This window comes from Haemophilus haemolyticus M19501, from assembly GCF_000222025.1.
GTDB classification, from domain to species: domain Bacteria; phylum Pseudomonadota; class Gammaproteobacteria; order Enterobacterales; family Pasteurellaceae; genus Haemophilus; species Haemophilus haemolyticus_G.
Genome location: NZ_AFQO01000007.1, coordinates 26,552 through 50,569 on the forward strand (window position 1 = coordinate 26,552; position 24,018 = coordinate 50,569).

Genomic DNA, 24,018 nt, shown 5'->3' on the forward strand with positions numbered 1-24,018 from the left:
ATGTGTGGTATTGTCGGCGCGGTAGCGCAACGTGATGTAGCGGAAATCTTAATTAATGGTTTACATCGTTTGGAATATCGTGGTTATGATTCTGCAGGCGTTGCAGTGGTAAATGAACATCACGAATTACAACGAGTGCGCTGCTTAGGTAAAGTTAAAGCTTTAGATGAGGCAGTATCGGAGAAACCATTGATTGGTGGTACAGGAATTGCGCATACGCGTTGGGCAACGCATGGTGAACCATCAGAAACTAATGCGCACCCCCATGCGTCAGGTACTTTTGCTGTAGTACATAACGGTATTATTGAAAATCACGAAGAACTTCGCGAATTATTAAAATCTCGTGGTTATATCTTTTTATCGCAAACAGATACTGAAGTGATCGCGCATTTAGTTGAATGGGAAATGCGTAGCACGGATTCCCTTTTAGAGGCTGTGCAGAAATCGGTAAAACAACTCACGGGCGCATACGGGATGGTGGTAATGGACAGCCGTCATCCTGAACATTTAGTCGCGGCTCGTTCTGGCAGTCCGCTAGTGATTGGTTTAGGTATTGGTGAAAATTTCTTAGCTTCAGATCAACTTGCACTTTTAAGTGTTACCCGCCGTTTTATCTTTTTAGAAGAAGGGGATATTGCAGAAATTACACGTCGTACAGTTGATATTTATGATACTTACGGAAATAAAGTTGAGCGTGAAATTCACGAATCTAATCTTGAAAATGACGCGGCAGAGAAAGGTAAATTCCGTCATTTTATGCAGAAAGAAATTTACGAACAGCCCACCGCACTTATCAATACAATGGAAGGGCGTATCAATCATGAAAATGTGATTGTCGATTCAATTGGTAATGGTGCAAAAGGCATTTTAGAAAAAGTTGAGCATATTCAAATTGTTGCTTGTGGTACATCCTATAATGCAGGTATGGTAGCGCGTTATTGGTTTGAATCTTTGGCTGGAGTGAGCTGTGATGTTGAAATTGCATCAGAGTTTCGTTATCGCAAATTTGTTATCCGTCCAAATAGCTTATTGATTACCCTTTCTCAATCTGGTGAAACAGCCGATACTTTAGCGGCTCTTCGTTTAGCGAAAGAAAAGGGCTATATGGCGGCATTAACAATTTGTAATGTTGCCGGATCTTCGCTAGTACGCGAATCAGATCTTGCATTTATGACGCGTGCTGGTGTTGAAGTTGGGGTGGCATCAACAAAAGCATTTACGACACAGCTCGCTGCGTTATTAATGTTGGTGACGGCACTTGGTAAAGTTAAAGGTCATATTTCTGCAGAAAAAGAGCAAGAGATTATCAAAGCAATGCAATCTTTACCTGCTGAAATTGAAAAAGCGTTAGCTTTTGATACAGAAATTGAAGCATTGGCTGAGGATTTTGCTGAAAAACATCATGCACTTTTCTTAGGTCGTGGTGCGTTTTATCCAATTGCCGTAGAGGCTTCGTTGAAATTGAAAGAGATTTCTTATATTCACGCTGAAGCTTATGCAGCTGGAGAATTAAAACATGGTCCATTAGCGTTGATTGATGCCGATATGCCAGTAATTGTTGTGGCGCCAAATAATGAATTATTAGAAAAAGTAAAATCGAACATTGAAGAGGTTCGTGCTCGTGGCGGTCAATTATACGTATTTGCCGATAAAGAAGCGGGCTTTACACCAAGTGAAGGAATGAAAATCATCACGATGCCAAAAGTCAATGATATCGTTGCACCGATTTTTTATACTATCCCAATGCAGTTGCTTTCTTATCATGTGGCTTTAATTAAAGGTACTGACGTAGATCAACCTCGTAACTTAGCGAAGTCTGTTACCGTAGAATAAAGTGCGGTTGATTTTAAGATAAATTTAAAGCACAGGTTATAGCTTGTGCTTTATCTGATTGAATGAAAAGGGCGAACATTAAAATGTTCGCCCTTTGCTATCTAAAAAAAGTATAACTTAGCCCATACCGTATTTTTTTAGTTTTTTACGTAATGTACCACGGTTGATACCAAGCATATTTGCTGCACGGGTTTGATTACCACGAGTATATTGCATAATCATATCTAACATCGGGTGTTCAACTTCCGCTAATACTAATTCGTAAAGATCATTCACATCTTGACCATCTAATTGCGCTAAATAATTACGCAATGCTTGTTTTACTGAATCGCGTAATGGTTTGTTGGTCACTTGTGATTGCGCATTTAATACTGATACCGTTAAAGCATCAGCAGGATTACGTTGTTGTTCTAACATTTTTCTTTATCCAAAATTAAATTGAAAAAATCTTCCAATACAATGAGTTGCTCTTTCGGATCACTAATTGCATTAAAAGTCTGTTTAAAAACGGAATCAGGTTGAATTCCCTGTAAATACCAAGCCACGTGTTTACGCGCAATGCGATAGCCTTTTTGTTCGCCATAGAATTGATGTAATTCTTGAATATGACGCAAAATTTGACCGCACTTTTCATTTAAACTTGGCATTTGGCTTATCGAATCATGCTCAATTAGGTTTTCCACAGCTTGAAATAACCAAGGGTTACCTAAGGCAGCACGACCGATCATAATGGCATCCGCTCCGGTATAATCGAGAACGAATTTTGCTTTCCGAGCAGAATCAATATCACCATTGGCTATAACTGGTATGGCAATCGCTTGTTTAACGGCTTTGATGTTGTCATATTCCGCTTCGCCTTCAAAAAGACAAGCGCGTGTACGACCATGCACCGTTAATGCTTGTATGCCACATTGTTCTGCAATTTTGCCGATTTGAACGCAGTTTCGATTAGATTTATCCCAGCCTGTACGAATTTTTAAGGTCACTGGCACATCGACGGCGGACACTACTTCTCGCAAGATTTTTTCCACCAAATCTGGAAATTGTAACAACGCAGAGCCTGCGAGTTTGCGATTTACTTTTTTGGCGGGGCATCCCATATTAATGTCAATGATTTGTGCGCCATATTCCACGTTAATAGCCGCAGCTTGCGCCATCTCGAGTGGATCACTACCTGCAATTTGCACGGCATTGAGACCTAAATCTTCACTATGTGCCAAACGCAATTTGGATTTTTCGGTATGCCAAACTTGCGGATTTGTGGACATCATTTCTGAAAATGTGAGCCCAGCACCATAATATGCACAAAGACGACGGAAAGGCTGGTCGGTAATGCCTGCCATTGGTGCAAGTAAAACACGATTTTTTAATTGGTATGAACCGATTCGCATTTTACGTTACCTTCCTAGCAAGCCTAAATCTAATTAGTGTCGAACTGGTCGACGACCGACAAGGCTGGCTATAATACGCATTTTGCTTTACTTTGCAAAGTGAAATTTGTTTAAAAAATACACTTTTTTTGATTGACAAAAAGAAATTAAAGCGTTTTTAGCTTACCCGTAATTCGGCACCATTCTTCTCTGACCGCGACTGGCTCTAACGCAAATGTTTGCGTATAGGCATCGCATACCGATTGAGCTTGAGTTTCTAAAATGCCCGATAAACCAAGATCGCCATTCGGTTTAACAAGTTGGCTAATGATTGGGTAAAGTTCTTTGAGAGGGCCAGCAAGAATATTTGCCACCACGACATCAGCTTTTAAATCAGAGGGTTTTTCATCAGATAAAAACAGTTGTAGGCGATCTGCAACGCCATTTTGCTCGGCATTATTGCGACTGGCTAGAATGGCTTGTGGATCGATATCAATTCCCACCGCACTTTTCGCACCAAGTTTTAATGCGGCAATGGCTAAAATGCCTGAACCACAGCCAAAATCAATGACGGTTTTATCTTTTAAATCTAGACCATCTAGCCATTCTAAACATAGTGCGGTTGTAGGATGCGTGCCTGTCCCAAATGCTAAACCTGGGTCGAGCATAACATTGACGGCATTTTCATCAGGCACATCACGCCAGCTAGGGCAAATCCATAAACGATTACCAAATTGCATTGGGTGGAAGTTATCCATCCATTCGCGTTCCCAGTCTTTATCTTCTATTTGTTCAATTTTGTATGCCGTATTGCTATCTAAATGCCCTGCACCTTGCAATAACGCGACAATTTCCGCCATATCTGTTTCAGCATCAAATAACGCAATTACATCCGTATTGCCCCATAAACGCGTTTCGCCCGGTAAAGGCTCAAAAATCGGGGTATCTTGACTATCCATAAAAGTCACAGAAACGGATCCGATTTCTTCTAAAAAATCACTAATGTGTTCTGCTTTTTCATTGGTACTATTCAGGCGAATTTGAATCCAAGCCATTTGTTTTTTCCTTTTAAAATTTTGCGTATTTTTACCACACTTTATTCTTTCTCGTAACCTTCGTAATAATAAGATTGCTCAATACCTTTAAAAATAATTTCTCGGTTATTTACATCATCTGTTAAATTTATTTGTAATAAAAAACGAATTTCTAAATCGTTAATTGGGCTACGCTCCATTGCTTGTAAGTATTGAGTTTTATCCACATTTTGCCAATTGACAACTTTACCTAAATTTTTCTTTAGAACCAAATCTAACCAAATGCGAGTTGAACGACCATTACCTTCTAAAAAAGGATGCGCAATATTCATTTCTACATATTTATTAATAATATTTTCAAAAGTATCTTCTGGCATTTGCTCTATCTTTCCTAATGCTTCTTTTAAATAAAGTGCATTAGCAAAACGAAAATGACCTTTTGAAATATTTTGTTCACGAATTTTACCAGCAAATTCATAAAGACCATTAAATAGGTAATGATGAATTTGTTGTAGCCCTTTTGTTGAACCAATTTCAATGTGATGAATATCGCCGCTTTCAAATAAACGGTAGGCATTTTCTAAACTTTGTTGATCAATTTTTTTCACGATGATAAGTCCAAAAATTTTGGGGCATATTATACCGATTTTTTTAAAAGTTTCGGCAGTAAAGTCGAGCCAAGTGTGGCTAACATAATAATTGTTATGCCAAGTACGGCTGAAAATGACAGCGTTTCGCCAAGTAATGATACGGCAAATAAGATTCCGAATAATGGTTCAAGTGCAAGTAAAATACCAGAGATATTAGCATCAACGGTATTAAGTCCTTTATGCCATAACCAATAAGCAAGCCAGCTACAGCCAAGAGCAAGATATAATAAACCTACAATACCTGTGGAATTTAATGATATTTGCCAGTTTTCTGTCAGTAATAAGGTAAAAGGTAATGTTGTTATAGCACCAAGAACAATACTAATGGCTGTGTAAACTTGCGTTGAAACTTTGGCAACAACTCGCCGCGTCCAACGTAACACAGTCGCGAAAATAATCCCTGCACTTAGCACTAATAAGCAACCTAATAAACTAACATTATCAATGCCTTCATTATTTTTTCCACCATTGATTAAAATTGCAACGCCAATAAATGCCATTGCACCGAATAGCCAGTGAAACCATTTTGCTTTGTCTTTAAAAAAGAAATGCCCAACAAATATAACAAGTAGCGGTTCTAGTCCAATCATCGTAACGGCACTAGACGCAGATGTATATTTCAGACCAATAAATTGTAATAAAAAGACCGCAGTATAGTTAAAGAATGCCAACCACCAAAGCTGTTTACGCATTGGTTTATCAATTTTTTTCCAGCGACGTAAAAAAAGTGGCATTACCAAAATCATTGCAATAATTAACCGCACTTGCACAACAAGCACAGGATCCATCATCGAATAAGTGAGCTTACCGACGATTAATGAACTGCTCCAAATAAGCAGGGCGAGTATTTGGTAAATCATTTCTTTTTCTCGTTTATTATCTTAGCTCCCTGCATTTACGGGAGCTACCGAAAGCTGAGGGGACACCCTCCGCCCTTATAGAATTTTCCCCTACACAAGCAGGGGAAATGGCTGTTTTGTTAATTAATACTTAAAGTGCGGTAGCTTTTAATTGAGTTTTTTCGATTCGACGTTCGCCCAATTTATTACCTACTAAAAAAGCGATCAATCCAAATGCTAATGATGGCACGATTTGATGGAAGTTAAATAATTTGACGCCAAGTTGAGTGAGTAAGATATAACTCCCCAAGCCGATAATCATTGAGCTTAACGCACCATAAGCATTTGCTTTATCCCAGTAAATACCAAGCACAATTACCCACAAAAATGCAGCTTCTAGTCCACCAAAGGCAAATAAGTTTAACCAAATAATCATATCTGGTGGATTGAGGGCAGCAAAGATTAAAAGTGCGGTCAAAATTAGCGTAATAATTGATGAAAAATAACTCACTTTTTTCTCATTTTTTACGGCTTCTGGTTTCGTAGAAAGGTATAAATCTTTGACAAAAATAGAAGATGATTGAATAAGTTGCGCATCAATTGTAGACATAATTGCAGACATCGGTGCGGCTAAGAAAATCCCCGCAACAATAGGCGGCAATACTTTTATCATTAATGTTGGAATTACTTGATCTGATACCGTTAAATTTGGAATAACCGCTCTGCCAAGCGCACCAGCTAAATGCATACCTAACATAATTATAGAAAGTACAATGGTTCCAATCAGCATGCCGCGATGTAAGGCTTTACTGTCTTTAAATGCCATACATCGAACTGCGGTATGTGGAAGACCAACCACCCCGAAACAGACAAGTATCCAGAAAGAAGCCATAAATTGGAAATCTAACATTCCATTTGGCCCGTAAGGCGTGACTAAGTCAGGATCAATTTCAGTCAATTTATTGACCGCACTTTCTACACCACCGAGGGCATAAATCGTGCCAACAAGGAGAATTATAGTTCCAAAAATCATAACGGTACCTTGAATGGTATCCGTCAGTACGACAGCACGGAAGCCCCCGATAAATGTATAGATACCTACCGTTAAAGCAAATAAGAGTAATGCTTGAGTATAAGAAATGCCGATGGTTGTTTCTAATAAACGCGCACCGCCAATAAATTGCACGGTCATCGCAGCAAAAAATGCGAGAAGAAGAGCAAGGCTTGATAGCCAAACTAAATATTTGTTTTTATAGCGATAAAAGAAAAGATCATTAATGGTTAAAGCATTGGTTTCTCTTGATAAGAGTGCGAATTTTTTACCCAACGCACCTAATGCTAACCATACAGCAGGGACTTGAATCATCGCAAGTAATACCCAGCCTAATCCATATTTATAAGCAGCCCCTGGCCCGCCCACAAAAGAACTTGCACTGGCATAAGTAGAGGCTGTGGTCATTGCGAGTACAAACCCTGTCATCGAACGATTTCCCACATAATATTCTGTTAAAAAATCGCCTTTTGTACGTTTTACATAGGCAAAAATTGCCGCACCAAAAACAAAAGTGAGATAAATAATTAAAGGAAGAATAATACCTAAATTCATTTTTGATTCTCCTGATCGTTAATTTCAAGAGAAATATCCTGAAAAATAATTTTGATAATCCAATAACCAATCACAATGAATAAAATAGGTAAGTAAATACAGGAGAGTTCAAACCAGAGGGGAAAGCCGATAGGGCCTTGAGTTTCTTTAGGTAAATAAGCACATAAGCACCAACCTATCACATATAAAATAGATAGGCTCAATGCCCAGCTGGCTTCTTTACCAGCTTGTTGATAACGTTGTTTTAATGTCATATTTCTTCCTTAAAATTTTTATAAGTGAAAGTATATTTTTTTAAATGGTATAAGGGGCGCATATATCCTACGCCCCTTATACTTATTCATATTACAACTTTTTTGAATAATTCAAAACGCTTTGCTCCGTTTTAGTTTTTATTATCATTAAATAAATATCGGAATATATAAAAATGGCTAACCTTTGTTAGCCATTTAATGTTTAATTATTCATTCATACCTAATTTTTTCTCCAAATAGTGGATGTTTGTTCCGCCTTTTTGGAAATTTTCATCTTCAAGAATTAATTCATGAAGTGGGATATTGGTTTTTATACCATCAATAATTGTTTCAGATAAGGCATTTTGCATACGACGGATTGCAACTTCACGTGTATCGCCATAAGTGATAAGTTTTGCGATCATTGAGTCGTAATGTGGAGGCACCGTATAACCGCCATAAACGTGAGAATCCCAACGAACGCCCAAACCGCCCGGTGAATGTAAGTGATTTACTCTACCTGGGGATGGTAAGAATGTTTTTGGGTCTTCTGCGTTAATACGGCATTCCATTGCGTGACCTTTAACTTTAATGTCCTCTTGCTTAAAGGAAATTGGTAAACCTGCTGCAATACGTAATTGCTCTTTCACTAAATCTACACCTGTAATCATTTCAGTTACAGGGTGTTCTACTTGGATACGCGTATTCATTTCAATGAAGTAGAATTCGCCATTTTCATATAAGAATTCAAAGGTTCCCGCTCCGCGATAGCCAATTTCTACGCAAGCTTTTGCGCAGCGTGAGCCAATATCACGGCGAACTTCTTCTGTAATACCTGGAGCTGGTGCTTCTTCCACAACTTTTTGATGACGACGCTGCATTGAGCAGTCACGTTCAGCCAAATAAACTGCATTACCGTGAGTATCTGATAACACTTGAATTTCCACGTGACGTGGATTTTCTAAGTATTTTTCCATATAGACCATATCATTATTGAATGCAGCTTTCGCTTCTGCTTTGGTCATCGCAATAGATTCTTCTAATGCGTCTTCGCTACGTACAACACGCATACCTCGGCCGCCACCACCGCCTGATGCTTTGATGATGATTGGATAGCCAATACGTTTAGCAATTTCTTTATTTTTAGCAATGTCGTTACCTACAGGGCCATCAGAACCCGGTACACAAGGCACGCCTGCTTTTTTCATCGCTTTAATAGCTGAAACTTTATCGCCCATTAAACGGATGACATCCGCAGTTGGGCCGATGAAAGTGAAACCTGAGCGTTCAACTTGTTCAGCAAAGTCAGCATTTTCAGATAAGAAACCGTATCCTGGATGAATTGCATCTGCGCCTGTTACTTCGGCGGCAGCAATGATAGCTGGAATATTTAAATAACTTTTTGCGGAAGGTGCTGGACCGATACAAACGGTTTCATCAGCAAGTAAAACGTGTTTTAAATCACGATCAGCGGTAGAGTGAACCGCCACAGTTTTAATACCTAATTCTTTACAAGCACGTAAAATGCGTAGTGCAATTTCACCGCGGTTAGCAATCACAACTTTTTCTAACATAAAAGAGTCCGTTTAGTCAGATAGACGTGAATTTTTATGTAGGTTATTGAAATATTGTTCTCCCTATTCAAATTTGGAGTGAACAGATTTCAATTTATATCGCCTACGATAAATTCGCTCTAATTGTTTGTATATGAAATAGGCGGACTAAAGCCCGCCCGACAAAATATTGGAAATTATTCAATAACGATTAATGGTTCGTCAAATTCAACGGCATCGCCATCGTTGATAAGAATTGCTTTTACGACACCAGCTTTGTCCGCTTCAATGCGGTTCATCATTTTCATTGCTTCAACGATACAAAGCGCGTCGCCAACTTTCACAGACTGACCCACTTCAACAAATGCTTTTGCTTCAGGACTTGGACTGCGATAGAACGTTCCCACCATTGGAGAACGTACAAGATGACCTGATAATTCATCCGATGCAGCTGGTGCTGGTGTCGCAGCTACTGGTGCTTGAGCTGGTGCAGCGGCAGAAGTCGGTGCTACTACTGGTGCTGCAGCATATTGAACGGCTGCTGGAGCAACGACTGGTGTGGCACGGCTAATACGTACTGTGCCTTCCTCTTCTTGCACTTCTAATTCAGTAATGCCAGATTCTTCTACTAATTCGATTAATTTTTTGATTTTACGAATGTCCATACGTTCTTCCTAAAAAGATTGAAATTTTAACCGCACTTTTAAACGAAAAAAGTGCGGTTATGAATAAACTTGTTTTTGTGTTGCAGAGATTACCTCAAATTTTGCAAATTTGCGATAAAATTCTATGAATTTCGCCAAAAATGCTCGATTTTCTTATTTTTTAGCAAGGTAATCCATAGCAAATAAAAAGGCAAACTCGTAACCTTTTGCACCCAGACCACAAATAACGCCTTCAGCCACATCGCTAAAATAAGAATGATGACGAAATGGTTCACGTTTATGCACGTTGGATAAGTGAATCTCCACAAAAGGAATTGAAACGGCTAAAAGTGCATCGCGCAATGCTACACTGGTATGGGTATAAGCCGCAGGATTGATTAAAATAAAATCGACTTGATGAACACTTTCGTGGATCTTATTAATTAATTTTTCTTCACTATTGGTTTGAAAACATTCCACTTTTACATTGTGCTGAGTGGCTAATGTTTGTATTTTCTCTTCAATGGATGCAAGAGAAATACTGCCATAATGTTTTGGCTCGCGAGCCCCTAACATATTTAAGTTCGGGCCATTTAACAGCAAAATTCTGTGTGTTTGCGACATTTTTAATCCTTTTTGTGTGGGGCATTATACTGGTTTTTCGATTTTTGGTGGTCGAATCAGATAATTTTAGTGATAAATTCAGATTCTAAATCCACAATAGGTAAATTAGAAGCAGGCCAAGCGCGTAGTACTTGATATTCCATCAAATCTAACGTGTCTAAGCCTGGAGTCACATTCGGGGTGTATTGTTGTGCGATTTGCGCAAGTTGAGAAAGCCCTAAACTGCTTTCGATACTTGAACTAATAACCGCTTTTATCCCTAACAAATGGGCTTGCTTAATAAGTTCTACACAACGTTGAATTGAACCAATTAAAGTGGGTTTGATTACGACAGCCGATAAGTGCGGTTCCTTTTCCAGATAAAAATTAGGCTCTCGCACGGATTCATCCCATGCAATTGCAATATCGGTTTGAGCTGCAAATTCACGGCTGAGTTCTTGTGTTTTACAAGGTTCTTCTAAAAATTGAATACGTTTTCTATGTTGCGGTTTGACTTTAGCGGCAAATTGTAACGCTTTTTCTAACGACCAATGGCGATTTGCATCAAGCCGTAATTGTAAATCGGGAATGGCTTCTAAAAACATATCGGCAATTAATCCATCGCGATTTGCTTCGTATATACCCACTTTCATTTTTGCCACTTTTTCGCCTTTCATGCTCGCAAGTTTGGCGTACAGTTCATCTGGATCGCCATAACAAAGTGGTGCTGTATGGTAATTGCCTTCAGCTTGTAAATAACCTTTCATTTCATCCATTGCGCAACTGATACCAAAAGCAACGGAGGGATAGGTGCCATCTAATGGTACGCGAGGTGCGTCACAGCTTGCATTGCACCATGTCATTAGCCATTCAATTGCTTGTTCTTGAGCTTGGTCTAGGGTCTCTTCGCTAAAACCAGGTAGCGGGGCGATTTCTCCCCAACCGTCTCGGCTGCAACTCACTCTTACGATTAAGCCTTCACGGCGTTTTAAAAAACGATCACGCAGAATAAGTTGGCTATCAACGGGGATGGAATAACGGTAAAGATTAAATGATTTTTCAGCCATGCTTGCTCCCAATACAAAAGTGCGGTCAAAATTCACAAAGATTTTTAACCGCACTTTAAAACGATAAATTAAGGGTTACGTCTGAATTTGCTGAAGTCTGGGGCGCGTTTTTCGTTAAACGCATTGCGACCTTCTTGACCTTCTTCAGTCATGTAGAACAACATTGTCGCGTTACCCGCTAATTCTTGAAGACCAGCTTGACCATCACAATCCGCATTTAATGCCGCTTTCAAACAACGAATTGCGATTGGACTATTGCGTAACATTTCACGACACCAACGCACGGTTTCTTTTTCAAGATCAGCATAAGGCACAACTGTATTGACTAAGCCCATGTCTAATGCTTCTTGTGCATTATATTGACGGCATAAAAACCAAATTTCACGTGCTTTTTTCTGACCCACTAAACGAGCCATATAGCTTGCGCCCCAACCACCATCGAATGAACCGACTTTTGGCCCTGTTTGACCGAAAATAGCATTTTCAGCAGCAATCGTTAAATCACAAAGCATATGAAGTACGTGACCGCCACCAATTGCATAACCTGCCACCATTGCCACAACCGGTTTTGGACAAGAACGAATATCGCGTTGGAAATCTAATACATTTAAGTGATGTACGCCGCTGTCATCTTTATAACCGCCGTAATCGCCACGCACTTTTTGGTCGCCACCAGAACAGAATGCTTTTTCGCCTTCGCCAGTTAATACAATGACACCAATATTTTCATCGAAACGAGCATCAGAAAATGCGGTGATCATTTCTTTCACTGTTTGTGGACGGAACGCATTACGCACTTCTGGGCGGTTAATGGTAATTTTGGCAATACCATCAGTGGATTTATGATAGCGAATGTCGCTATAGCCTTCACTATGATCGACCCATTCAACAGGCGCATATAACACATCATCTTTTGGATTTTGCATAAGAATTCCTTTTAATTAACGTAAAAAAGTGCGGTTATTATAGCGGAAGTTTTTCGGATCAGGAAAACTAAATTCATTTGCTGCTTTATCTGTTGTGAAGATATTGCTAGAATTTTGCGTATTCTCACTTTTACAAGGATCAAATGTGAAATTAATTGCAACCTTAGGTATGGCAGCATTGTTATCTAGCTGTTCAATGTTTGGTAGCCAACAATCCGTAATTCCAGCGGAATTTGCGGGGGCGGATTACCAACTGTCTGATCAAGATTCAAAACAATGGGCAATTGCAAGTAAGCAAGCAGAACAATGCGTTTACCCAAATTTAACTCGTATTTTGCAACAGCATTTTTCTAAAGAAGATAGCTATATTCACTCACAATATGTCTTTTTCTATCCGTTGGAAAAAATTATTGGCGAACAATATGTGAAGATTATCCAAGCCGATGAAAAATCAATGAATTACGCAAGCTATCAGTTTAAAAAATTCCGTACCGAAGTGGGCAATGTTGAGCCTTTAACTGAACAGGTGTGTTTAAAATTACGTAATGAAGCGCGTGATGATTTGGCTGTCGTGAAAGGTCAATATAAAAATGGCATGGTGGAAGTGCAGAAAAATGAAGATGGCACACCGAAAAATCCTGATGGTATCGCGACGAATGAAAATAAATTCTTCTTTGATATTATCAAATGGGGATCGATGTTGTTGCTTTAGCCTAAAATTCAATGGAATAAAAAACCGCACTTTAAAGTGCGGTTTTATTTTTCATTCTTTCTAGCTAAAAATTACGCTAATTTTTTGATTTGTGCAGCTAATTTAGATTTGTGGTTTGCTGCTTTGTTAGCGTGGATTAAGCCTTTAGAAGCCATACGGTCAACAACTTTTTGCATTTCAACGAATGCTGCTTCAGCTGCTGCTTTTTCACCTGCTGCTACTTGAGCATATACTTTTTTGATGTAAGTACGCATCATAGAGCGTTGGCTTGCGTTGTGTTGGCGGCGTTTTTCAGATTGAACCGCGCGTTTTTTTGCTGACTTGATATTAGCCAAGGTCAAACTCCTAAAATTTCTGTTGATTAATAGACAAAATAAAGGGCGTCAATATGCCGATTTTTTATACTTTTGTCAATGGAAAATTTGTGTTGATTTCGGTGAGACACAACCGAAAGTAAGTATCGTTATTTTTACAAGCTCTTTCAATATGGGCTCACACAAACGATGTGCGGCGGATTTTATCAGTTTTTTTTCACGGAATATAGCGTAAAAACAAAAATTCTATACAATTAAGGCAAATTTTTTTGAAGAGACCCCTATTTTGAGTAAACGACTTTTAAAATCCGGCATTATCGTGAGTGGGATGACATTAGTGTCCCGTGTGTTAGGTTTAGTCCGCGATGTGGTGATTGCCCATTTGATCGGTGCAGGCGCAGCGGCAGATGTGTTTTTATTCGCTAACCGTATCCCAAACTTTTTACGTCGTTTATTTGCGGAAGGGGCTTTTTCTCAAGCCTTTGTCCCCGTATTAGCTGAATATCAAAAATCGGGCGATCTTTCTAAAACCCGAGAATTTATCGGGAAAGTATCGGGTACGCTAGGCGGATTAGTCAGTATTGTGACCTTGCTTGCTATGGTGGGATCGCCTGTTGTTGCGGCGATCTTCGGGATGGGCTGGTTTACCGATTGGCTAAATGATGGGCCCGATGCACACAAATTTGAACAAGCGTCTTTACTCTTAAAAATTACGTTTCCTTATTTATGGTTTGTCACCTTTGTGGCACTTTCTGGGGCGATTTTAAATACGATAGGTAAATTTGGTGTGATGTCGTTTTCGCCTGTTTTACTCAATATCGCCATGATTGCGACCGCACTTTTCCTCGCACCAAGATTAGATAATCCTGATCTTGCCCTTGCTATCGGGATCTTCTTAGGTGGTTTATTACAATTTTTATTCCAAATCCCTTTCTTGAAGAAAGCAGGCTTGCTCGTAAAACCAAAATGGGCATGGCATGATGAAGGGGTAGCCAAAATCCGTCGATTGATGATTCCGGCTTTGTTCGGGGTTTCCGTAAGTCAAATCAACTTGTTGCTTGATACAGTCATTGCCAGTTTCTTAATGACAGGCTCCATCAGCTGGCTTTATTATTCAGATCGTTTATTAGAGTTTCCACTTGGGCTATTTGGTATTGCGATTTCTACTGTGATTTTACCGACACTTGCTCGCCATCACGTGAATCGAGAAGACAATTCTTCCCAAAGTGCGGTTGATTTTCGCAACACAATGGACTGGGGCGTACGAATGATTTTATTACTCGGTGTGCCGGCTGCGATTGGGATTGCTGTGTTAGCCCAGCCTATGTTACTCGTATTGTTTATGCGTGGCAGTTTTACCTTAACAGATGTGCACGCAGCCTCTTATTCCTTATGGGCATTCAATGCCGGTTTGCTTAGCTTTATGCTGATTAAGATCCTGGCTAATGGTTATTACGCGCGTCAAGATACCAAAACCCCTGTGAAAATCGGGATCATTGCCATGGTGAGCAATATGGCTTTTAACGTATTGGCGATTCCATTTAGTTATGTGGGGTTGGCGATTGCTTCTGCGATGTCAGCAACCTTAAATGCTTATTTACTTTATCGTGGTTTAGCGAAAGAGGATGTGTATCATTTTTCACGTAAAAGTGCGGTCTTTTTTCTGAAAGTTTTAGGGGCAGCCTTAGCCATGGGCGGCTTGCTTTGGTATAACTGCCCGTCTATCGAAGAATGGGCAGCCATGACATTTTTAATGCGTGTCTATTGGCTAGCTTGGTTAATCGGACTGGCTGCGGTCGTTTATTTAGGTGTATTGGTACTATTGGGTGTTCGTAAACACCATTTACTGACAAAACATTAAGTTACCGCTATAATGCACCGATTATTTTTTGTTTTTTGGATAAGATGTAATGCAATTAATTCGTGGGCTTCATAATACACAGCCATATTTGTCAGGGTGCGCATTAACCATTGGCAATTTTGATGGCGTGCATTTGGGGCATCAGGCGATTTTGCGTCATCTTCGTCAGAAAGCGAATGCGCTGAATTTACCCATGGCAGTGATGCTTTTCGAGCCGCAACCGCGCGAATATTTTATGGGTGACAAAGCCCCTGCGCGCTTAATGCGGTTAAGAGATAAATTACATTATTTAGCTCAGGCGGGGGTGGATGTGGTGATCGTCGCGAAATTTGACCGCACTTTTGCTGATCTTCCTGCAGAACAATTTATTGAAGATTGGCTTGTGCGCAAATTAAATGTGAAGTTTCTCAGCATTGGCGATGATTTCAAATTTGGTGCGAAACGTTTAGGCAATTTTGCGATGTTGCAACAAGCCGGAAAGCAGTTTGGTTTTGAAGTTGAAGACAGCCGAACCTTCTGTTTAGACGAGTTACGTATCAGTAGCACGGCTATCCGTGAAGCTCTGGCTAAAGATGATTTACAGCATGCGCAAAATTTACTCGGTAAACCTTATCGTATTTTTGGTCGAGTGATCCACGGCAATAAATTAGGCCGCACCATTGGTTTTCCTACCGCGAATGTTCGCTTACATCGTCAAGTGAATCCTGTAAAAGGGGTTTATGCGGTGAAAGTGCGGTTAAAATCGGGTGAGATTTTTGACGGCGTCGCCAACATGGGAAAACGCCCAACCATTAACGGTACGATACAATTATTAGAAGTCCATTTATTTGATTTTTCTCAGAATATTTATGGACAAATGGTAGAGGTGGAATTCTGCCATAAGATTCGGGATGAGATAAAGTTTCCGTCTTTTGAGGCGTTGAAGGCTCAAATTGAACAAGATGTAAAAACAGCAAAAGCATTTTTTGCAAAATAGAATTATATTGAAATATAAAATTGGAAAATAACATGACAGTTGATTACAAAAACACGTTAAATTTACCTGAAACAGGTTTCCCTATGCGTGGCGATTTAGCCAAACGCGAACCTGTAATGTTAAAAAATTGGTATGACAAACAGTTGTATCAAAAAATCCGCCAAGCGACGAAAGGTAAAAAATCCTTTATTTTGCATGATGGCCCTCCGTATGCGAACGGCAACATTCATATCGGTCACGCCGTTAATAAAATTCTGAAAGATATTATTGTTAAATCCAAAACTGCATTAGGTTTTGATTCGCCTTATATCCCGGGTTGGGACTGTCACGGTTTGCCAATTGAATTAAAAGTAGAAGGTTTGGTGGGTAAACCAAACGAGAAAGTGACCGCCGCTGAATTCCGCCAAAAATGCCGTGAATACGCTGCAGAACAAGTAGAAGGTCAGAAAAAAGATTTTATCCGTTTAGGCGTGTTAGGCGATTGGGATAACCCTTATTTAACGATGAACTTCAACACCGAAGCAAACATCATCCGTACACTTGGTAAAGTGATTGCGAATGGTCACTTATACAAAGGTTCAAAACCAGTGCACTGGTGTTTGGATTGTGGTTCTTCTTTAGCGGAAGCAGAAGTGGAATACGAAGACAAAGTTTCTCCGTCTATCTATGTGCGTTTCCCTGCAGTAAATGCAGCAGAAATTGAAGAGAAATTTAACGCAGTAGGCAAAGGCCATGGCAAATTATCTGCGGTGATTTGGACCACCACACCTTGGACAATGCCATCTAACCGTGCGATTGCGGTAAATGCAGACTTAGAATACAACTTAGTACAACTTGGCGATGAGCGTGTGATTTTAGCTGCTGAATTAGTGGAGTCTGTGGCAAAATCGGTGGGTGTAGAACAGGTTGAAGTTTTAGGTTCAGTAAAAGGTCAAGCACTTGAGTTAGTACGCTTTAACCATCCATTCTATGATTTCACTGTACCAGTGATTTTAGGTGATCACGTGACCACTGATGGTGGTACGGGTTTAGTACATACCGCGCCAGATCATGGTTTGGACGACTTTATTGTAGGGCAAAAATATAATTTACCAATGGCGGGTCTTGTATCGAATGACGGTAAATTTATTTCAACGACTGAATTCTTTGCAGGCAAAGGTGTATTTGAAGCCAATCCATTGGTTGTTGAAAAATTGCAAGAAGTGGGCAACTTATTAAAAGTTGAGAAAATCAAACACAGCTACCCACACTGCTGGCGCCACAAAACCCCGATTATTTTCCGTGCGACACCACAATGGTTTATCGGTATGGAAACACAGGGGTTACGCCAACAAGCATTAGGTGAAATCAAACAAGTTCGCTGGATTCCAGATTGGGGTCAAGCACGTATCGAGAAAATGGTTGAAAACCGCCCTGACTGGTGTATTTCTCGTCAACGTACTTGGGGCGTGCCGATGACCTTATTCGTGCATAAAGAAACTGAAGAACTTCATCCGCGTACCTTAGAGTTACTTGAAGAAGTAGCGAAACGTGTAGAGAAAGCCGGTATTCAAGCATGGTGGGATTTAGACGAAAAAGAATTATTAGGTGTGGACGCAGAAACCTATCGTAAAGTGCCAGATACCCTTGACGTATGGTTTGACTCAGGATCAACCTATTCTTCTGTTGTGGCGAATCGTCCAGAATTTAACGGTCAAGATATCGATATGTATTTAGAAGGTTCAGACCAACACCGTGGTTGGTTTATGTCTTCTTTAATGCTCTCTACAGCAACAGACAGCAAAGCGCCATATAAACAAGTATTAACCCATGGTTTCACCGTGGATGGTCAAGGCCGTAAGATGTCAAAATCTATCGGTAATATCGTGACCCCACAAGAAGTTATGGATAAATTTGGTGGTGATATTTTACGTTTATGGGTGGCGTCTACCGACTATACGGGGGAAATGACCGTTTCTGATGAGATCTTAAAACGTGCAGCGGATAGCTATCGTCGTATTCGTAACACGGCACGTTTCTTATTAGCGAACTTGAATGGTTTTGATCCGCAACGTGATGCGGTTAAACCGGAAGAAATGATTAGCTTGGATCGTTGGGCGGTAGCTTGTGCGTTAGATGCTCAAAAAGAAATTAAAGACGCGTACGATAACTATCAATTCCACACAGTGGTACAACGTTTAATGCGTTTCTGTTCTGTGGAAATGGGCTCGTTCTACCTTGATATTATCAAAGACCGTCAATACACCACTAAAGCAGACAGCCTTGCGCGTCGTAGCTGCCAAACAGCATTATGGCACATTGCAGAAGCATTGGTTCGTTGGATGGCACCAATCTTGTCATTCACTGCAGATGAAATTTGGGGCTACTTGCCACAAACGGCGACGCCACGTGCTGAATTTGTCTTTACTGAAGAATTCTACGAAGGCTTATTTGGTTTAGGCGAGAATGAGAAATTAGATGATGCTTACTGGCAACAACTGATTAAAGTTCGTTCTGAAGTGAACCGCGTACTAGAAATCGCGCGTAACGATAAAGTGATCGGTGGTGGTTTAGAAGCAGAAGTAACGGTTTATGCTAACGATGAATATCGTGCATTGTTAGAGCAATTAGGCAATGAATTACGTTTTGTGTTAATTACCTCAAAAGCAGAAGTCAAACCATTAGCTGACAAACCTGCGGATGTGGCAGCGGGTGAGTTAGAGGGAATTGCCGTAAGCGTAGCGCGTTCTAACGGTGAAAAATGTCCACGTTGCTGGCATTATTCTGACAAAATCGGCGTGAATCCTGAACATCCGACACTTTGTCCACGTTGTGTAGAAAATGTGGCGGGTAATGGTGAAGTACGCCATTTTGCATAATTAAATTCGTTGTAAAACAGAAAAGTGCGGTTGATTTTAACCGCACTTTTTTACTTTTGTACAAAAGGAAGTAGAGATGATGTTAGGAAAAGAAATGATTCGCTCAAAAACAATGTGGTTTTATCTCTTATTACTTGTTTTCTCCATTTTTACCAATATGGGGTTGGGTAATGTATTAAGTGAGAATATTCCCGTTTCAGATTACGCAATTTTATTTGTTATCACGGCGATTTCTTTTTATTTTACCCCTTGGCTTGGGCGAATATTAATTACTGTATTATTCTTCAGCGCGTTATTTTATTGCTCTGCTGGTTTTTTCTATGGAATTCCATCTTTGGGTATTATCGCTTCTGTTTATGAAACGAATATTAATGAAACCTTAGAATATTACACAACTATTCCTTTTTGGATATTTTTATTTCAAGTTAGTTATATCATTTTATTTGTTGCTTTAATGAAATTAAGTTTTTATGTTAAACAACAAGCATTTAAATGGCTAAATATGGCTGTTATCAGTCTATTGTTAGTGTTTTCTTACAATCAATTTTCTAATTGGAACTACGCCTATAAATTCCGTTTTTATCCAGTTCTTTTTTATTCTGAATTTGATCGAATGAATGATCTATATTTAGAACAACGAGATTTTCTAAATCAATCTGTTAATTCGCCTTCTCAATGGGATATTCAATCTTTTACGCCAAAATATAAAAATTATATTTTAATTATTGGTGAAAGTATGCGAAAAGATTATATGTCGTTATATGGCTTTCCACTGAAAACCACGCCATTTTTAGAGCGTGTGAAAGGCACAGTTTTTGAAAATTATTATTCTGCAGCACCTAATACGCAACCGTCTTTACAACGCACCCTATATCGAGCAGAAAAAGGGGAAACGGTTTATACGGATAATATTATTTCTTTAGCCAAAAAAGCGGGCGTGAAAACCTATTGGATTTCTAACCAAGGCAAAATTGGGGAATTTGATACGATGGCCTCTCGTATTGGTCAAAGTGCAGATGAAACGATTTTTATGAAGCCGTTAGGTTATAATTCTAAAAAAGTTTATGACGAGGAAATGTTGCCTGTATTAAATAAAGTTTTAAAAGAAAATATTAACAATCCAAAATTAATTGTGATTCATTTAATGGGATCACATCCTGCTTTTTGTGAGCGTCTTCCATACGAGGTTAAAAATTATTTTATTAATCAATCTATGTCCTGTTATTTAGAATCGATTAAATATACGGATCAGTTTTTGGAAAAATTAAATTTACAATTGGTGGCTCAAAATGAACCCTATTCGGTGATTTACTTTTCTGATCATGGGCTTGCTCATTATGAGGATTCTAAAGGTTTATCATTGCATCCAAATAATCTTTATAAACAAGATTATGAAATTCCTTTCATTATGTTTTCGAGTGATAGCCAAAAGGTAGGAAAAATAAAAATGCCACAATCGGCATTTAATTTTGTTTATGGTTTTGCTGATTGGATGGGAATTAAGGAAAAACATTTACAAGGCGTGAATTTCTTCCACCCTGAAAAACAGGAAATTAAAGTATTTGATTGGAAAAATGTTGTGAATGTTAAAGACTTGGCTGATGATCCAGCAAAATTACCAGAAACCGTTCAGTAAATAAGATCCTGCTTTATCATTTATCGGCTTATGTTAGAATTAGCGGAATTTTTTTAAAAGGGAAATAGTATGTCCAAAAAATCAGGGCTTTCATTTTTATGGTTAAGTGCGGTCGCTTTTGTGGTTGATTTGCTTACAAAATACATTGTGGTACAAAAATTTGATTTGTATGAAAGTGTTAATGTGCTACCTGTTTTTAACCTGACTTATGTTCGAAATTATGGCGCAGCATTTAGTTTCTTGGCAGATCATAGTGGCTGGCAACAATATTTCTTTATTTTGTTGGCATTGGCTATTTCTGGCATGTTGGTTTATTTTTTAGCAAAAAATAATGCCGAACAAAAAATCCAAAATTCTGCTTATGCACTGATTATTGGTGGGGCGTTAGCGAATATGGTAGATCGCGCTTACAATGGTTTCGTCGTGGATTTCTTTGATTTCTATTGGGATATTTATCATTATCCAGTGTTTAATATCGCCGATATTGCCATTTGTATTGGTGCAGTCTTATTAGCATTAGATGCGTTTAAGAGCGAAAAGAAAAAAGTACAAGATAAACAAGTAGAAAAGTGCGGTCAAAAATGAAGATAATTTTAGCCAATCCACGAGGATTCTGTGCCGGTGTAGACCGTGCTATTAGTATTGTTGAACTCGCCTTAGAAATTCATGGCGCACCGATTTATGTTCGTCATGAAGTGGTGCATAACCGATTTGTTGTGAACGGATTGCGTGAGCGTGGTGCGATCTTTGTGGAAGAATTAAGCGAAGTACCTGATGGTGCGATCGTGATTTTTTCTGCGCATGGTGTATCTCAAGCCGTTCGACAAGAAGCGAAAGACCGTAATCTTAAAGTATTTGATGCAACCTGTCCTTTGGTAACTAAAGTGCATATGCAAGTTGCACGCGCAAGTCGAAAAGGGACAAAAGCGATTTTGATTGGACATAAAGGACACCCTGAAGTTGAAGGCACAATGGGGCAGTATAGTAATGAAGATGGCGGAATTTTCTTGATCGAAAAAGTCGAAGATATTGCACGTTTGCCGATGCAAGAAAATGATGATTTAACCTTTATGACGCAAACCACTTTATCGCTAGATGATACGGCTGAAACCATTGCTGCATTAAAGAAAAAATATCCCGCTATTCAAGGGCCACATAAAAACGATATTTGTTATGCGACAACCAATCGTCAAGAAGCGGTGCGAGAATTGGCAAAATTATCAGATTTAGTGTTGGTTGTGGGTTCTAAAAACTCATCAAATTCAAATCGTTTAGCTGAATTGGCGTCTCGAATGGGGGTTAAATCACAGCTTCTTGATGATCCTGCTGATATTCAAGATGATTGGTTTAATGATGTAAAAACCATAGGGATTACAGCTGGCGCGTCTGCACCCGAAGAATTAGTCCAATCGATTATTTCCCGTTTAAAAGAGTTTGGTGCGAATACCATAGAAGAACTACAAGGGTTAGAAGAAAATATGTTCTTTGAGGTTCCAAAAGAGCTGAGAATAAAAGAAGTTAATTAATCTTAAGGGCTTGTCGTAAATGATAAGCCCTTTGTTTTTTCATGCAAATTAAGAATTTTTGCGATCTGAATCGCAAAAGTGCGGTAAGAATCTTGAGCGTTTTCTTGAAAACATAAAAAATGGCTGTGTTGATATGCTCGTCAACATGTTCATATTAAAAGGAAACCTCTATGAAATTAATGAAAACATTATTCACTTCGATGATATTGTGCGGGGCTTTAGGTGCGTCTTCGGCTTTTGCTGAGGAAAAAGCTACAGAGCAGGCCGTTCAACCTGTTGTGGCAACTCAAACTGAAGCTCAAGTTGCATCAACTGCTGTGAGTGATAAATTGAATATCAATACGGCAACTGCGAGTGAAATTCAAAAAGCCTTAACAGGAATTGGTGCGAAAAAAGCAGAAGCGATAGTGCAATATCGTGAAAAACACGGTAATTTCACGAGTGCTGAACAGCTGTTAGAAGTGCAAGGGATTGGTAAAGCAACACTTGAAAGAAACCGTGATCGGATCACTTTTTAATTTTAAAACCTCTTATGGATGCCCTGTTTTACAGGGCTTTTTTATTTTTCAGAAAATGTAGAAAGTTTATTTCTTTTTAAAAATCCATTGGCAAGCCTAATAAATTTTAATACACTAAAAAGCCTAGTCGGGGTGCAATATGCTGAGATCATACCCGTGAACCTGAAACAGTTAATACTGACGTAGGAAACTAGGAATACAACCTTATCTCCTTCCCGTCATTATTGCTGCCTTTTGATATAAATAAGGATGTAATAATGAAACTTCTTAAATTAACCTTAATTTCTACCGCACTTTTTTCCGCCGCTGCATTAGCTCAATCACAACAAAGTGTGAATGTATATAGCTATGATTCTTTTACTTCTGAGTGGGGCGCAGGTCCAAAAGTAAAACAAGATTTTGAAAAAGCGCACCCACAATGCACTATTAATTTTACCCCTTTTGAAAGTGGTGGCGTGTTGCTCAACCGTGTTCGTTTGGAAGGAAAGAAAACAAAAGCGGACATTGTATTAGGTTTAGATAACTTTGTTTTAGAACAAGCTGAAAAAACAGGTATTTTCACACCAAATAAAGTAGATTTAACTCAACTTGATCTGCCAACAAAATGGACGAATAAAACATTCTTGCCTTTTGATTTCGGTAATTATGCTTTTGTGTATGACAAAACTAAATTACAAAATCCGCCGAAAAGTTTGAAAGAATTGGTTGAACGCCAAGATATCCGTGTAATTTATCAAGATCCTCGCACCAGCAGTGTGGGTCGTGGTTTATTGGTTTGGATGAATGCAATTTATTCTGCAGATAAAATTCAATCTGCTTGGAAAGCGTTGGATAAGCATACGGTGACCGTGGGTAAAGGCTGGTCAGATACTTACGGTGCATTCTTAAAAGGCGAAGCTGATTTAGTGTTAAGTTACAGTACATCACCACTTTATCACGAACTTTTTGAGAAAAAAGATAATTATGCAGCGACAGATTTTTCGGAAGGGCATATCACTCAAGTGGAATTAGCGGCCCGAGTTGCAAACCATCCAAATCAATGTGCGGATGATTTTATGGCATTTTTAATTTCACCTACGGCACAAAAACATATTGTGACAGCCAATATTATGTTGCCAGTCATTCAAGGTGAAATTGAACCGCACTTTGATGCGCTTAAAGCTCAACAAAAAACTCAAACTCCAATTAATCCAATGGTGAATGCGGAACAATTAAAAAATTGGATTAGCACTTGGCAAACCACATTAACAAAATAGTTT

At 39.1% G+C, this 24,018-nt stretch carries 23 protein-coding genes and 1 riboswitch; of the genes, 10 read left to right on the forward strand and 13 right to left on the reverse strand.

Annotated features, from left to right (window positions below; genetic code table 11):
• Window positions 1-1,833 carry a glutamine--fructose-6-phosphate transaminase (isomerizing) gene (gene glmS, locus GG9_RS05655; protein ID WP_005630958.1) on the forward strand — a complete coding sequence of 611 codons (1,833 nt, stop codon included), beginning with the start codon at window positions 1-3 and terminating at the stop codon, window positions 1,831-1,833.
• A 117-nt stretch (window positions 1,834-1,950) separates the two neighbouring features.
• Here the strand turns inward: glmS and fis are convergent, their stop codons facing one another.
• From fis to menB, 12 genes are all read right to left on the reverse strand, one after another.
• Window positions 1,951-2,250, reverse strand: a complete 300-nt coding sequence (gene fis, locus GG9_RS05650) for a DNA-binding transcriptional regulator Fis (protein ID WP_005630960.1) — start codon at window positions 2,248-2,250, stop codon at window positions 1,951-1,953.
• Complete coding sequence (gene dusB / locus GG9_RS05645; RefSeq protein WP_005630961.1) at window positions 2,244-3,224, reverse strand: tRNA dihydrouridine synthase DusB; 981 nt, start codon at window positions 3,222-3,224, stop codon at window positions 2,244-2,246. Before dusB ends, fis begins: the two co-directional genes overlap by 7 nt.
• 146 nt (window positions 3,225-3,370) lie before the next feature.
• Complete coding sequence (gene prmA, locus GG9_RS05640; protein ID WP_005630963.1) at window positions 3,371-4,258, reverse strand: 50S ribosomal protein L11 methyltransferase; 888 nt, start codon at window positions 4,256-4,258, stop codon at window positions 3,371-3,373.
• Window positions 4,259-4,299: 41 nt separating this feature from the next.
• Complete coding sequence (gene fic / locus GG9_RS05635) at window positions 4,300-4,845, reverse strand: protein adenylyltransferase Fic (protein WP_005630965.1); 546 nt, start codon at window positions 4,843-4,845, stop codon at window positions 4,300-4,302.
• A 29-nt stretch (window positions 4,846-4,874) separates the two neighbouring features.
• Entirely contained in the window at window positions 4,875-5,747 is an 873-nt protein-coding gene (locus tag GG9_RS05630) for a DMT family transporter (protein WP_005630967.1), read from the reverse strand.
• A 130-nt stretch (window positions 5,748-5,877) separates the two neighbouring features.
• Window positions 5,878-7,332, reverse strand: coding sequence for a sodium/pantothenate symporter (gene panF / locus GG9_RS05625; protein WP_005630969.1), 1,455 nt, complete (start codon window positions 7,330-7,332; stop codon window positions 5,878-5,880).
• Window positions 7,329-7,586 carry a YhdT family protein gene (locus GG9_RS05620; RefSeq protein WP_005630971.1) on the reverse strand — a complete coding sequence of 86 codons (258 nt, stop codon included), beginning with the start codon at window positions 7,584-7,586 and terminating at the stop codon, window positions 7,329-7,331. Before GG9_RS05620 ends, panF begins: the two co-directional genes overlap by 4 nt.
• 206 nt (window positions 7,587-7,792) lie before the next feature.
• A complete protein-coding gene (gene accC, locus GG9_RS05615; protein ID WP_005630974.1) occupies window positions 7,793-9,139 on the reverse strand; it encodes an acetyl-CoA carboxylase biotin carboxylase subunit in 1,347 nt (448 codons plus the stop codon).
• Between the two features lie 176 nt (window positions 9,140-9,315).
• Window positions 9,316-9,783, reverse strand: a complete 468-nt coding sequence (gene accB / locus GG9_RS05610) for an acetyl-CoA carboxylase biotin carboxyl carrier protein (RefSeq protein WP_005630976.1) — start codon at window positions 9,781-9,783, stop codon at window positions 9,316-9,318.
• A gap of 153 nt (window positions 9,784-9,936) precedes the next feature.
• Window positions 9,937-10,386, reverse strand: a complete 450-nt coding sequence (gene aroQ / locus GG9_RS05605) for a type II 3-dehydroquinate dehydratase (protein WP_005630978.1) — start codon at window positions 10,384-10,386, stop codon at window positions 9,937-9,939.
• Window positions 10,387-10,442: 56 nt separating this feature from the next.
• Complete coding sequence (gene menC / locus GG9_RS05600; RefSeq protein WP_032825062.1) at window positions 10,443-11,432, reverse strand: o-succinylbenzoate synthase; 990 nt, start codon at window positions 11,430-11,432, stop codon at window positions 10,443-10,445.
• Between the two features lie 68 nt (window positions 11,433-11,500).
• Window positions 11,501-12,358 (reverse strand): 1,4-dihydroxy-2-naphthoyl-CoA synthase, encoded by an 858-nt coding sequence (gene menB, locus GG9_RS05595; RefSeq protein ID WP_005630980.1) that lies wholly within the window; start codon window positions 12,356-12,358, stop codon window positions 11,501-11,503.
• Window positions 12,359-12,503: 145 nt separating this feature from the next.
• Here menB and GG9_RS05590 point away from each other — a divergent pair, with 145 nt between their 5' ends.
• Window positions 12,504-13,070 (forward strand): DUF5358 domain-containing protein, encoded by a 567-nt coding sequence (locus GG9_RS05590; protein ID WP_005630981.1) that lies wholly within the window; start codon window positions 12,504-12,506, stop codon window positions 13,068-13,070.
• 71 nt (window positions 13,071-13,141) lie between these two features.
• Here GG9_RS05590 and rpsT read toward each other — a convergent pair whose 3' ends face one another.
• Window positions 13,142-13,405, reverse strand: a complete 264-nt coding sequence (gene rpsT / locus GG9_RS05585) for a 30S ribosomal protein S20 (RefSeq protein ID WP_005548279.1) — start codon at window positions 13,403-13,405, stop codon at window positions 13,142-13,144.
• Between the two features lie 265 nt (window positions 13,406-13,670).
• Here rpsT and murJ point away from each other — a divergent pair, with 265 nt between their 5' ends.
• From murJ to thiB, 8 genes are all read left to right on the forward strand, one after another.
• The gene (murJ, locus tag GG9_RS05580; protein WP_005630982.1) at window positions 13,671-15,245 is read left to right on the forward strand and encodes a murein biosynthesis integral membrane protein MurJ; all 1,575 of its coding nucleotides are present in this window, start codon (window positions 13,671-13,673) and stop codon (window positions 15,243-15,245) included.
• Window positions 15,246-15,294: 49 nt separating this feature from the next.
• On the forward strand, window positions 15,295-16,221 hold the full coding sequence (gene ribF / locus GG9_RS05575; protein ID WP_005630983.1) for a bifunctional riboflavin kinase/FAD synthetase: 927 nt from the start codon (window positions 15,295-15,297) through the stop codon (window positions 16,219-16,221).
• A 32-nt stretch (window positions 16,222-16,253) separates the two neighbouring features.
• Window positions 16,254-19,079 (forward strand): isoleucine--tRNA ligase, encoded by a 2,826-nt coding sequence (gene ileS, locus GG9_RS05570; protein WP_005630984.1) that lies wholly within the window; start codon window positions 16,254-16,256, stop codon window positions 19,077-19,079.
• A gap of 76 nt (window positions 19,080-19,155) precedes the next feature.
• A complete protein-coding gene (locus GG9_RS05565; protein ID WP_005630987.1) occupies window positions 19,156-20,715 on the forward strand; it encodes a phosphoethanolamine transferase in 1,560 nt (519 codons plus the stop codon).
• A gap of 69 nt (window positions 20,716-20,784) precedes the next feature.
• Complete coding sequence (lspA, locus tag GG9_RS05560; RefSeq protein WP_005630989.1) at window positions 20,785-21,300, forward strand: signal peptidase II; 516 nt, start codon at window positions 20,785-20,787, stop codon at window positions 21,298-21,300.
• Window positions 21,297-22,241 (forward strand): 4-hydroxy-3-methylbut-2-enyl diphosphate reductase, encoded by a 945-nt coding sequence (gene ispH, locus GG9_RS05555; protein ID WP_005630991.1) that lies wholly within the window; start codon window positions 21,297-21,299, stop codon window positions 22,239-22,241. The genes lspA and ispH overlap by 4 nt, the downstream gene beginning before the upstream one ends.
• 170 nt (window positions 22,242-22,411) lie before the next feature.
• The gene (locus tag GG9_RS05550; protein WP_005630993.1) at window positions 22,412-22,759 is read left to right on the forward strand and encodes a ComEA family DNA-binding protein; all 348 of its coding nucleotides are present in this window, start codon (window positions 22,412-22,414) and stop codon (window positions 22,757-22,759) included.
• 118 nt (window positions 22,760-22,877) lie between these two features.
• A riboswitch (TPP riboswitch) is annotated at window positions 22,878-22,965 on the forward strand.
• 51 nt (window positions 22,966-23,016) lie between these two features.
• Window positions 23,017-24,015 carry a thiamine ABC transporter substrate binding subunit gene (gene thiB, locus GG9_RS05545; RefSeq protein WP_005630995.1) on the forward strand — a complete coding sequence of 333 codons (999 nt, stop codon included), beginning with the start codon at window positions 23,017-23,019 and terminating at the stop codon, window positions 24,013-24,015.
• Window positions 24,016-24,018: the final 3 nt, after the last annotated feature.

Excerpts from the sequence above, each read along its gene's own strand:
- ileS (WP_005630984.1), top strand. The coding sequence starts at position 16,254 with ATGACAGTTGATTACAAAAACACGTTAAATTTACCTGAAACAGGTTTC.
- prmA (WP_005630963.1), bottom strand. The coding sequence starts at position 4,258 with ATGGCTTGGATTCAAATTCGCCTGAATAGTACCAATGAAAAAGCAGAA.
- aroQ (WP_005630978.1), bottom strand. The coding sequence starts at position 10,386 with ATGTCGCAAACACACAGAATTTTGCTGTTAAATGGCCCGAACTTAAAT.
- glmS (WP_005630958.1), top strand. The coding sequence starts at position 1 with ATGTGTGGTATTGTCGGCGCGGTAGCGCAACGTGATGTAGCGGAAATC.
- GG9_RS05630 (WP_005630967.1), bottom strand. The coding sequence starts at position 5,747 with ATGATTTACCAAATACTCGCCCTGCTTATTTGGAGCAGTTCATTAATC.
- ispH (WP_005630991.1), top strand. The coding sequence starts at position 21,297 with ATGAAGATAATTTTAGCCAATCCACGAGGATTCTGTGCCGGTGTAGAC.
- fis (WP_005630960.1), bottom strand. The coding sequence starts at position 2,250 with ATGTTAGAACAACAACGTAATCCTGCTGATGCTTTAACGGTATCAGTA.
- thiB (WP_005630995.1), top strand. The coding sequence starts at position 23,017 with ATGAAACTTCTTAAATTAACCTTAATTTCTACCGCACTTTTTTCCGCC.
- dusB (WP_005630961.1), bottom strand. The coding sequence starts at position 3,224 with ATGCGAATCGGTTCATACCAATTAAAAAATCGTGTTTTACTTGCACCA.
- ribF (WP_005630983.1), top strand. The coding sequence starts at position 15,295 with ATGCAATTAATTCGTGGGCTTCATAATACACAGCCATATTTGTCAGGG.
- menB (WP_005630980.1), bottom strand. The coding sequence starts at position 12,358 with ATGCAAAATCCAAAAGATGATGTGTTATATGCGCCTGTTGAATGGGTC.
- accB (WP_005630976.1), bottom strand. The coding sequence starts at position 9,783 with ATGGACATTCGTAAAATCAAAAAATTAATCGAATTAGTAGAAGAATCT.
- GG9_RS05565 (WP_005630987.1), top strand. The coding sequence starts at position 19,156 with ATGATGTTAGGAAAAGAAATGATTCGCTCAAAAACAATGTGGTTTTAT.
- panF (WP_005630969.1), bottom strand. The coding sequence starts at position 7,332 with ATGAATTTAGGTATTATTCTTCCTTTAATTATTTATCTCACTTTTGTT.
- menC (WP_032825062.1), bottom strand. The coding sequence starts at position 11,432 with ATGGCTGAAAAATCATTTAATCTTTACCGTTATTCCATCCCCGTTGAT.
- GG9_RS05550 (WP_005630993.1), top strand. The coding sequence starts at position 22,412 with ATGAAATTAATGAAAACATTATTCACTTCGATGATATTGTGCGGGGCT.
- accC (WP_005630974.1), bottom strand. The coding sequence starts at position 9,139 with ATGTTAGAAAAAGTTGTGATTGCTAACCGCGGTGAAATTGCACTACGC.
- lspA (WP_005630989.1), top strand. The coding sequence starts at position 20,785 with ATGTCCAAAAAATCAGGGCTTTCATTTTTATGGTTAAGTGCGGTCGCT.
- GG9_RS05620 (WP_005630971.1), bottom strand. The coding sequence starts at position 7,586 with ATGACATTAAAACAACGTTATCAACAAGCTGGTAAAGAAGCCAGCTGG.